At 61.3% G+C, this 10,738-nt stretch carries 9 protein-coding genes and 1 pseudogene; all 10 read right to left on the minus strand.

Annotation, left to right across the window (positions count from 1 at the left end):
* Nucleotides 1–7: 7 nt before the first annotated feature.
* A complete protein-coding gene (gene purF / locus ACMV18_RS03430) occupies nt 8–1,537 on the minus strand; it encodes an amidophosphoribosyltransferase (RefSeq protein WP_420816683.1) in 1,530 nt (509 codons plus the stop codon).
* 37 nt (nt 1,538–1,574) lie between these two features.
* Nucleotides 1,575–2,102, minus strand: coding sequence for a CvpA family protein (locus ACMV18_RS03435; protein ID WP_374258833.1), 528 nt, complete (start codon nt 2,100–2,102; stop codon nt 1,575–1,577).
* Nucleotides 2,103–2,123: 21 nt separating this feature from the next.
* A complete protein-coding gene (locus ACMV18_RS03440; RefSeq protein WP_374258834.1) occupies nt 2,124–3,044 on the minus strand; it encodes an SPOR domain-containing protein in 921 nt (306 codons plus the stop codon).
* Nucleotides 3,045–3,085: 41 nt separating this feature from the next.
* Entirely contained in the window at nt 3,086–4,468 is a 1,383-nt protein-coding gene (gene folC, locus ACMV18_RS03445; protein ID WP_420816684.1) for a bifunctional tetrahydrofolate synthase/dihydrofolate synthase, read from the minus strand.
* Between the two features lie 87 nt (nt 4,469–4,555).
* Nucleotides 4,556–5,431 (minus strand): acetyl-CoA carboxylase, carboxyltransferase subunit beta, encoded by an 876-nt coding sequence (gene accD / locus ACMV18_RS03450; protein WP_420816685.1) that lies wholly within the window; start codon nt 5,429–5,431, stop codon nt 4,556–4,558.
* A gap of 2 nt (nt 5,432–5,433) precedes the next feature.
* The gene (gene trpA, locus ACMV18_RS03455; protein ID WP_374258837.1) at nt 5,434–6,255 is read right to left on the minus strand and encodes a tryptophan synthase subunit alpha; all 822 of its coding nucleotides are present in this window, start codon (nt 6,253–6,255) and stop codon (nt 5,434–5,436) included.
* A complete protein-coding gene (gene trpB / locus ACMV18_RS03460) occupies nt 6,252–7,499 on the minus strand; it encodes a tryptophan synthase subunit beta (RefSeq protein WP_374258838.1) in 1,248 nt (415 codons plus the stop codon). Before trpB ends, trpA begins: the two co-directional genes overlap by 4 nt.
* A gap of 32 nt (nt 7,500–7,531) precedes the next feature.
* The gene (locus ACMV18_RS03465) at nt 7,532–8,188 is read right to left on the minus strand and encodes a phosphoribosylanthranilate isomerase (protein ID WP_420816686.1); all 657 of its coding nucleotides are present in this window, start codon (nt 8,186–8,188) and stop codon (nt 7,532–7,534) included.
* Between the two features lie 128 nt (nt 8,189–8,316).
* Nucleotides 8,317–9,210 (minus strand): annotated as a pseudogene (truA, locus tag ACMV18_RS03470) (tRNA pseudouridine(38-40) synthase TruA); the annotation flags it as partial.
* An 81-nt stretch (nt 9,211–9,291) separates the two neighbouring features.
* On the minus strand, nt 9,292–10,738 hold a 1,447-nt coding region (locus ACMV18_RS03475; RefSeq protein WP_420816687.1), incomplete at its 5' end, for a FimV/HubP family polar landmark protein.

Consider the following 10,738-nt stretch of genomic DNA (forward strand, 5'->3'; position numbering starts at 1 on the left):
AGAGGGCTCACTCGCCCTGTTGGTTCTGCAAGGCCAGGCGCCCGCTCTCCGAATCATCCTCGCCCTTTTGAGACAGGCGCTGATTCTGGATCGCGGCGAAATCTTCGGCGCTCACATCACCCGTGATGTAGTGACCGTCGAAGCAAGAGGCTTCGAAGCCCGCAATGGCGGGATTCAGCTTGCCCACCACCTTCTTCATGGCGTCCACATCCTGATAGATCAGGGCGTCACAGCCGATGATCTGGCGGACTTCTTCGATCGAGCGGCCATGGGCGACCAGCTCGCTCTTGGTGGGCATGTCGATGCCATACACGTTCGGGAAACGGACGGGTGGTGCGGCAGAGGCCAAGTACACCTTGTTGGCACCGGCTTCGCGCGCCATCTGAACGATTTCCTTGGACGTGGTGCCGCGCACGATGGAGTCATCCACCAGCAGCACGTTGCGGCCCTTGAACTCCAGGCTGATCGCGTTGAGCTTTTGGCGTACCGACTTCTTGCGAACGCCCTGCCCCGGCATGATGAAGGTCCGGCCCACGTAACGGTTCTTCACGAACCCTTCGCGGTAAGGCTTGCCCAGCTTTTGGGCCAATTGCATGGCAGACGGACGGCTGGATTCAGGGATGGGGATGACCACATCGATTTCGGAAGGCGGCATGGTCGAAATCACGCGCTGCGCCAAGGTCTCACCCATTTCGAGGCGAGCCTGATACACCGACACGCCGTCAATGACCGAATCAGGACGCGCCAGGTAGACGTACTCGAACATGCAGGGGTTCAAGACGGTTTTCTCGGCACATTGCTCGGCGTGGACGATGCCATCCGCATCGATGAACAGGGCCTCACCGGGCTGCACGTCACGCACAAACCGATGGCTGGTGCCTTCCAGGGCCACCGACTCGCTGGCAACCATGACTTCGCGGCCTTCTGCCAGATCGGCTTCGCCGTAGCAAAGCGGGCGGATACCGTAGGGGTCACGGAAGGCGACCATGCCGTAGCCAGCAATCAAGCAGATCACGGCATACGAACCCTTGATGCGCTTGTGAACCGCACGCACGGCACTGAAGATCGCTGCGGGCGTCAGGGGCAGATCACGCCCCGCCAATTCCAGTTCATGCGCGAACACGTTCAGCAGCACTTCGGTGTCGCTGTCGGTGTTGAGGTGGCGGCGGTCAATGTCAAACAGCTCCTTGCGCAAGGCATGGGCATTCGTCAGGTTGCCGTTGTGCACCAAGACCAGACCGAAGGGGGCGTTGACGTAGAAAGGCTGAGCCTCCTCTTCGTTGAACGCGTTGCCAGCGGTGGGATAACGCACTTGCCCCAAACCGACATGGCCCATCAGCGAGCGCATATTGCGCGTACGGAACACGTCCTTGACCATGCCGCGCGCCTTGTGCATGAAGAACTTGCGTCCGTGCGCGTCAGGGCCGGCCGTCACGATGCCGGCAGCGTCTTGACCGCGATGCTGCAGCAGCAACAGCGCGTCATAGATCAACTGGTTGACGGGCGTCTTGGAAATCACACCAACGATGCCGCACATGGTTCACCTCTTCCAATCAACTGAATCACAAAAACATTTACGACTGCTCGGGCAGGAACTTCACCACCTGCTCGGGCAAAACGGGGCGCAGTACATCCAGACAGGCAGTCAACCAGACCACCCCCTTCGACGCCTGCCAAGGCTGCCATTGCGCCACGGGCGTCAGGCTCACCACAGTCACCACGACCAAAGCCACCAACACCCCGCGCACCAGGCCAAACCCAGCACCCAATAAGCGATCTGCGCCACCCAAACCGGATTCCTTCACGATTTGCGTCAACGCCCACGACAACATGGCCCAAACGAGCCATGTCAACACAAATACCAACAACATGCCAGCGATGAGGTTCACCCGCGAACCCGGTTCACCGACCGGCACCAGGGCACCGCCACGCGGGCCAAACCACTGCGCCATGAAGTAAGCCACAAGCCACCCCATCAGCGCCATGACTTCTTTGAGAAAACCCCGCCAAGTGCCCACAATGACCGACACACCCAGGCCCAGCAGCATGATCAGATCGATCAGGCTCCAGGGACTCACTGGCAATTCGCTGGATGGGGTCACGGTCAACGACTCACTCTGGCATCAAAGCGTCAGCACAGCGCCCGTCAACCCGGCCTTACGCAGGGTCGCCATGGCCTTGTCTGCCTCAGCCTTGTCCGCAAAGGGACCAATCCGGACACGGATACGCTTGCCATCCGGCGTATCGATCTGTTGGGAGTAGGTCTTGATGCCCAACTTCTCAACCTTCATCCGCGCATCCTGGGCCGATTTCACCTCAGCAAAAGCGCCGAACTGAACCACATACCGTGCCGAACTCTTGTCGGTTGACTTGTCAGCAGCCTTGTCGGTGGCTTTGTCCGCAGGCTTGCCAGACTTATCAACTTGCTTGTCCTTGTCGCTGGGCTTGTCAGACTTCGCCGTCGCGGTCTTGATGTCGGACTTGCTGTCCGCTTTGCGCTCGGGGGCCTTGGGCTCTGGCTTGCTCTCAGCTTTGGGCTTGGGCGAAACCTTGGCTTCGGCGACCACCTTCGGCTCAGGTTTTTTCGTCTCTGAGGTCACTGCCGCGACTTTGGGCGCCCCCGATGACGTCACCTTCGTCGAAGTTGGCGTGGGCACGACCGCCGGCTTGACCACCTGCGGCGCACTGGCCACCACAGGCGCGTCATCCTCGATCACTTCTTTCTCAGCAGGCTCCACCACGCTGGCGACGGCCACACGCCCGGAAGAGGCGCGGCCAGCGGTCGGCACGACCGGTGCGTCCACAGCCTGCCCCGCCTGCACGACCTGAATGTCCTGCGACATCGGGCGAGGCTTCGTCTCAAACAACCACGGGAAACCCAGCACGCCAGCGCCAACGAGGACCAACATGCCAATCAGCCGACGGCGTGCCCGCGTCCGCGTCGCCTCGACATCAGCCTCGGTCAGGGGCACGGCGTCCACGCCATTCGCACGCTGGGCGGTGAAACGCTCACGAAGACCTTGCAAAAATGAGGGCAACGGCATGCTGATGGGCAATAGAGGCTAAAGAAAGCAACTCGTCGACGTTAATCAGACGAAGACTGCAGATGAGGTGCGTTCAACTTGGGCAGCCCCTCGTGCAAGACGCCACCGACCGTGTAAAACGAACCAAAGACCACAATTCTATCCGTGGGGTCTGCTGCCGCCAGCGCCGCCTTGAGTGCAGCCATGGGATCGGCATGCGTCGACACGCTCGCTTTGGGTGCCGTTGCAGAGGGGTGCGCAGCCATGTACTCCTCCAGCGACGACTTCAATTGCGCTGCCGATGAGGCTCGCGCCGTGGGCAGGTCGCAGCAGTACCAGGCATCCACCAGCGGGCGCAGCTTTTCGATCATGCCCGCAGCATCTTTGTCGGCCATGGCACCCCACACGGCATGCGTGCGGGGATAAAAACCCATCTGATCCAGGTTAACGGCCAAGGTGGCCGCAGCATGCGGGTTATGCGCCACGTCCAGAATCAAAGTGGGCTGCCCCGGAATGATCTGGAATCGCCCAGGCAACTCAACGGTCGCCAAGCCGGTGCGCACGGCCTGCGCCGACACGGGCAAACGGTTCCGCATGGCCTCCAGTGCCGCCAGCACACCCGAGGCATTCAGCAACTGGTTGGCCCCTCGCAGCGCCGGGTAGGCCATGCCGTTGAAGCGCTTGTTGCGCCCGCCCCAGGACCATTGCTGGCGATCACCCGCATAGTTGTGATCTCGCCCAAACAGCCACAGGTCCGCCCCCAGAGAGGTCGCGTGATCAACCACGCTTTGGGGCGCCTGAGGATCGGACACCACCGCCGCACGACCGGCGCGCATGATGCCGGCCTTTTCGCGCCCGATCGACTCACGATCTGGCCCCAAAAAATCCATGTGATCCAGATCGATGCTGGTGATGATGGCGCAGTCCGCATCCACCACATTGACGGCATCCAGGCGCCCGCCCAGCCCCACCTCCAGGATCACCGCATCCAAACCAGACGTGGCCAGCAGGCGCATGATGGCCAAAGTGGTGAACTCGAAGTAGGTCAATGGGGTGTCACCACGCGCCCGCTCGATCGCCTCGAATTGAGGCAGAAGCTGCGCGGCCGTCACCAATTCGCCATTGATGCGGCAACGCTCCTCAAACTTGACGAGGTGCGGCGAACCGTAGACCCCGACCTTGAATCCCCCCGCCAACAAAATCCCCTCAAGCATGGCGCAGGTCGACCCCTTGCCATTCGTGCCGGCCACGGTGAACACCACCGGCGCGCCATCAACGGGCTCATCCGCCCCCACAGGGGTTCCCAGGGTGACACCAGCGCGAGACCACACTGCACCGACACGTTCGAGGCCCATGTCAATGGCGGCCGAATGGAGTCGCTCGCAATGTGCCAACCACGCCTCTAGAGAGCTGGGCGATGTTGCAGGAGAAACGTTGTCAGACATGACCTGAACTCAATGAACAGACAGAAACAAAACGGGCTGCAGGTACAGCAGCCCGTCGAGGGGGATCAAGCCAGAAGCGGCGAACGATCAGGCAGCCACAGCATCCGCAGGTTGACGCTGCAACATGGCCAATTGACGCGCAATGCTCAAACGCAACTCACGACGATCAATGATCATGTCGACCGCACCCTTTTGCATCAGGAACTCTGCGCGCTGGAAGCCCTCTGGCAACTTCTCACGCACGGTGTTCTCGATCACGCGAGGACCGGCAAAGCCGATCAGCGCCTTGGGTTCGGCAATCACGATGTCGCCCACGAAGGCAAACGAGGCCGACACGCCGCCCATCGTGGGGTCGGTCAGCACACTGATGTAGGGCAACTTGGCTTTGGCCAGACGTGTCAGGGCTGCATTGGTCTTGGCCATCTGCATCAGGCTCAGCAAGCCTTCCTGCATGCGGGCGCCACCCGTTGCCGTGAACGAGATAAACGGGGTCTTCTGATCCACCGCCGCTTCCACACCACGCACGAAGCGCTCGCCCACCACGGAGCCCATCGAGCCGCCCATGAAGTCGAACTCGAAGCAGGCTGTCACCACCGGAATGCTGTGCACCGAGCCACCCATCACGATCAGGGCATCGGTTTCACCCGTGGCTTCCATGCCTTGCTTGAGTCGCTCGGGATACTTGCGGCTGTCCTTGAACTTCAAGGCATCCACAGGCAAGACTTCTTGACCGATTTCGTAGCGACCCTCTGCGTCCAGGAACGCATCCAGGCGAGCGCGCGAACCAATGCGATGGTGGTGACCGCATTTCGGACACACGTTCACATTGGCTTCCAAGTCGTTCTTGTACAGAACCGTTTCACACGAAGGGCACTTGACCCACAAGCCTTCCGGCACCGAACGACGCTCGGCCGGGTCGGTCGGTTGAATCTTGGGGGGCAGCAGTTTTTCAAGCCAGCTCATGCTCAGGCTCCTTTCAGTGAATCGAGTGCGGCACGGATTTCAGCGATGAAATCACGGCCAGCCTTGACCACGGTTTCCGGGCTTTGCGTTTCCAGCAACTGCACGATACGCGACCCGATGACAACAGCATCCGACACCGCAGCCACCGCCTTGGCAGTTTCTGCATCACGGATACCAAAACCCACACCCACGGGCACGCTCACGTGCGCTTTGATGCGAGGGACCATTTCTGCCACAGCGGCAGTGTCAAGGTGGCCGGCGCCCGTCACACCTTTGAGAGAGACGTAATACACATAGCCCGCGGCCACACGGCCCACTTCGGCCATGCGCTGCTCGTTGGAGGTGGGAGCCAGCAAGAAGATAGGAGCCAGGTCAGCGGCCTTCAGGCGCGCGGCAAACTCCTGACACTCTTCCGGCGGGTAGTCCACCACCAGCACGCCATCGACCCCATTGGCCTTGGCGTCACGGACAAACGAGCCTGCACCATGGTGCAGGTCGTAGCATTCAATCGGGTTGGCATAGCCCATCAGGACGACCGGCGTGATCGCATCACGCTCACGGAACGCCTTCACATCGGCCAGCACATGCGCCAGCGAGATACCCTTGGTCAATGCACGCTCAGCGGCACGCTGAATCACCGGGCCATCGGCCATGGGGTCCGAAAACGGCACGCCCAGTTCGATCACGTCGGCACCAGCCTCAGCCATGCCCACCATCAAGTCGACGGTCTTTTCCGGGAAGGGGTCACCACAGGTGATGAACGGAATCAGCGCCTTGCGACCTTGCGCCTTCAACGAGGCGAACTTCTGTTCGAGGCGGGTCATGCTTGACCTCCCTTCACAGACAGACCACGGCACGATGGGCGGCAGTAGAACTCAGCCCCTGTCAAATCGGCCACGGTCCCGATGTCCTTGTCGCCACGGCCAGACAGGTTGACCAGCACGTGCTGGTCAGGGCGCATGGTGGCAGCGAGCTTCATGCCGTAGGCGACCGCATGGCTGGATTCCAGCGCAGGGATGATGCCCTCGGTGCGACACAGGCGATGGAAGGCTTCCAGCGCTTCCTTGTCAGTGATGCCCACATACTCGGCGCGACCGATGTCCTTCAGGTACGCGTGCTCGGGGCCCACGCCGGGGTAGTCCAAACCCGCCGACACCGAGTGCGTTTCGGTGATCTGACCATTGGCATCCTGCAACAAATAGGTGCGATTGCCGTGCAGCACGCCCGGCACCCCCAACTGCAGCGACATCGAGTGCTTGCCACTTTCGGCGCCCTCGCCTGCTGCTTCCACGCCAATGAGGCGAACCCCTTCGTGCGGGATGTAGGGGTAGAAGATGCCCATGGCATTCGAGCCGCCGCCCACGCAAGCCACGACCGCATCCGGCTGACGACCAATCTGCTCGGGCATCTGCTTGAGGCACTCTTCGCCAATCACGCTCTGGAAATCGCGCACCATCGCCGGATAGGGGTGTGGCCCCGCCACCGTGCCGATGATGTAAAAGGTGTTTTCCACATTGGTGACCCAGTCACGCATGGCTTCGTTGAGCGCGTCTTTCAGCGTCTTGCTGCCCGACTCCACCGGCACCACCTTGGCACCCAGCAAGTGCATGCGGTACACATTGGGGGACTGACGCTTGACGTCTTCCGCGCCCATGTACACCACGCACTCCATGCCGTAACGGGCACAGATGGTGGCCGTGGCCACACCGTGCTGACCGGCACCGGTTTCAGCGATGACGCGAGGCTTGCCCATCCGCTTGGCCAGCAAAGCCTGACCAATGGTGTTGTTGACCTTGTGGGCCCCAGTGTGATTGAGGTCTTCGCGCTTGAAGTGAATCTGAGCGCCACCCACCTCACGGCTCAGACGAGCTGCGTGATAGATCGGGCTGGGGCGCCCCACGAAGTGAGCCAACTCACGACGGAATTCATCCTGAAACTCCGGGTCGTGGCGATAGTGTTCGTAGACGTTCTTGAGCTCTTCGAGCGCGTAGATCAGGGTCTCGGAGACAAAAGTGCCACCGTAAGGACCGAAATGCCCACGGGCATCGGGCTGGTTGTAATTCAACATGTCACTCTCAATGAACTCATAGACCGTAGCCATCAACCAGCCTGAGCGCACAACTCATCGGCTGCGCGTACCGCCTGGCAAAACTGACGCATCAGCAGCGGATCCTTGATCCCCTTACCGACCTCCACGCCAGAGCTGACATCCACAGCCCATGGCCGCACGCGCTGAATGCCCTCGATCACATTGCCGGCATGCAAACCACCGGACAAAATCATGGGACCAGGCAGCTCGCGCGGCAACAAGGACCAATCAAATACCTGACCTCCTCCGCCATAGCCCTCAACATGGGCATCCACCAACATGGCTTGGGCAGAGGAGAACGACAGGGCGAAGTCTAACAAATCGAATCCGGGCGCCATTCGGGCAGCGCGGACATAGGGCCGCTGCGCGGCCTCGCATTGCTGAGGCGTCTCATCGCCATGAAACTGAAGCAACGCATTGGGAACGGCATCCAGCGCTGACTGCATCAGGTCAGCACCAGCGTTGACCAGCAAGACCACTGGCGTCACAAATGGGGGCAGTCGACGAGCCAACTCGCGCGCACGGACCGGCGTCACGTAGCGAGGACTCTTTTCATAAAGCACAAAGCCGATCGCATCGGCTCCGGATTCCACAGCGGCATCAACATCCGCCTCACGCGTGAGGCCACAGATTTTGATGCGAGTGCGGTGTTTGAAAGACTGAGACATCCAGAAGGATCGGGCCGGCAAAACAGCCCGGTCGGTGTCGATGGCGGGATTGTCTCAAAAATGCGCTGATGGCGCGAGCACTCTGTGCGTTTTTACTGGGTTGAGCCCGGATATCCCGATGGACGGACTCACGCCCAAGCGCCAGGAAGCCATGCCAGCGCAGGCGTCACATTGGGCAGCGCCCACTTCGCGTCATAAGCGGGCCCCATGAAGTAAAGCCCGTCTGCGGAAAATGTGGGGGCAGCGACCTCGCGACGCTTGGCGTGCAAGACCTCCAGTACCCAATCTGGGTTTCTCGTCCCCGTGCCGACAGCGACCAAGCAGCCCATGATGTTTCGAATCATGTGATGCAAAAACGCTTGCCCTTCAAAATCGAAGCGCCAGTATCGCCCACGCCCACCCAGCGCCGACATGGGGCCATGCCCAGCCTCGGGCCACACGTCCGGCATGGCAGCATCAAAGGATGAAGCATGCACGGGCCGCGTCGGCGAGGCGCATTGCGCAATGCGAATTTCGCGGAGCAACTTCACGGGCGTTGGCGACTGACACATCGACGAGCGAAACGAACTGAAATCGTGCTCGCCAATCAGATGGGCTGCCGCTTGCCTCATGGCATCGAGATCAAGTGGACGGAATACCCACCCGACCCGCCCGGCCTCCAGCGCCGGCCTCACCGGGGACTGCAGCAGGATGTAGGTGTAACGCCGCCCCCTGGCACTGTTTCGCGCATGGAACGCTGGCGTGACATGCTCAGCCCACTGCACCGCAATGTCCGGCGGCAGGAAAGTATTGGTGCCGCGCACCCACGAAAATGGCTCGCGCACAATGTCGGTGTCGAGGTGCACCACCTGGTTGATGCCATGCACACCGGCATCGGTACGCCCAGCGCACACAACCTTGAGCGGCCGCACAGCAAACTGGGTCAAGGCAGCCTCGAGTGCGTCTTGCACCGTTCCACCACCCGGTTGACTTTGCCAGCCTTTGTAGGCCGAGCCAAGGTAAGAAACACCAAGGGCGACCCGGCGGGCCGCCCTTGTATAGGCACCTGACTCAGCCGGAACGAGCGCTTCCGCACTCGTCTCCGGTTTATCACTCTGCATGCATCAACCCAGGTTACCCAACATCGCCTGAGCCTTGCTCTTCAGCGAAGCATCAGCGGTGTTTTCAACGACTTCTTGCAACAACTCGCGAGCACCGTCGACATCACCGATCTGACGGAACTCTTCCGCCAATTCGAACTTGCGCGCCATCGGATCATCCGAAACGGGGGCATCAACGGCGTCACCCGCTGCAAAAGCACCATCGTCAGCCGTAGGCTCATCCAGATCCAGACTGATGCTACCCATATCAAAAGCGACGGGGGCAGGCTCGGCCGCAGGCTGTTGAACAGCCGGAGCGGCATCCGGAGAGCCCGGCTCATCCAGCGACAAATCAAAGTCCAAGCCACCGTCGTCTTCGGCCTGAGCAGGCGCCGCAGCCGCTTCATCCAAGCTCGGCAGATCCATCGACACATCGGGCTCTGCGGCGGGCGCCGAGCTCAATGCACCGCTTGGGAAGGACTCAATGTCCGGCAACTCCAGCGCACCCAACTCCTCACCTTCGGGCGCATGCGGCTGAACCGAGTCAGACACAGAATCCAAGGGCGTTGGCGCCGAGATATCCAGATCCAGATCCATGCCATCGGCATCCGCCGACAAGGCCTCAGGCGCAGGCTGCGTGTCCAGCGCACTGGGCGCGGGCATCACGGAATGCGGAATGGTGCTCGCCCCCAGATAGTCTGGTGCCACACCGTCCACGGCAGCGCCATTCGGTTGACCGCCCGGCTGATAGAGGGGATTCTCAGGGTCAATGCCCAAACCCATTTCTTGCGCCTTGGCCCAATCCTCGCCTGCACCCAAAGTCAGGTCGTACAGCTGGGTTGCCAGCTGCTCGAAACCCTTGGTATCGCGACGCTTGGCGTAGACCTCCAGCAACTTGGTGCGAATCGCCAAGCGATCCGGCGTGCTACGCAGGGCTTCCTTCAGGATTTCTTCGGCCTGGAGGTCGCGGCCATAGGCCAAATACACATCCGCCTCGGCCACGGGATCCACGTCACCGATGGCATCAAGCTGACTGAGCGAATAGCTCATCGAGGATGGGCCACCAGTTGCGTCACGCGTATCCACGCGCTGACCACCGCTGGCGCCAAAGAATGAATCGGGCTGCAGACGGCTCTCGAGGAACGAAGTCTCGCCAGAATCACTCCGACGACGCGAACGCAGGTACATGCCTGCACCAGCAACCAACGCCAACACCGCGCCGCCGGCAGCCAGCAGCATCGGGTTCAGTGACTCGAGGAAGCCAGGTTCTGCCGCCTCAGGCACCGGTGCAGGGGCTGGCACGCTGGCGGGCGCCACCACGCGGGGCGCAACCGACGAGGCGGCCACAGAAGCGGCCGAGGCTGCCGTGTCGGCCACACCCGTCGCTGCGGCACTGGCCACCATGGAGGCGGTGCTGGGCACTTCAGTGGGTTTGGCCACGATGGGCGCAGGTGCCGGCGCCTCCACGGAC

This window comes from Aquabacterium sp., from assembly GCF_048860245.1.
GTDB lineage: Bacteria > Pseudomonadota > Gammaproteobacteria > Burkholderiales > Burkholderiaceae_C > Aquabacterium.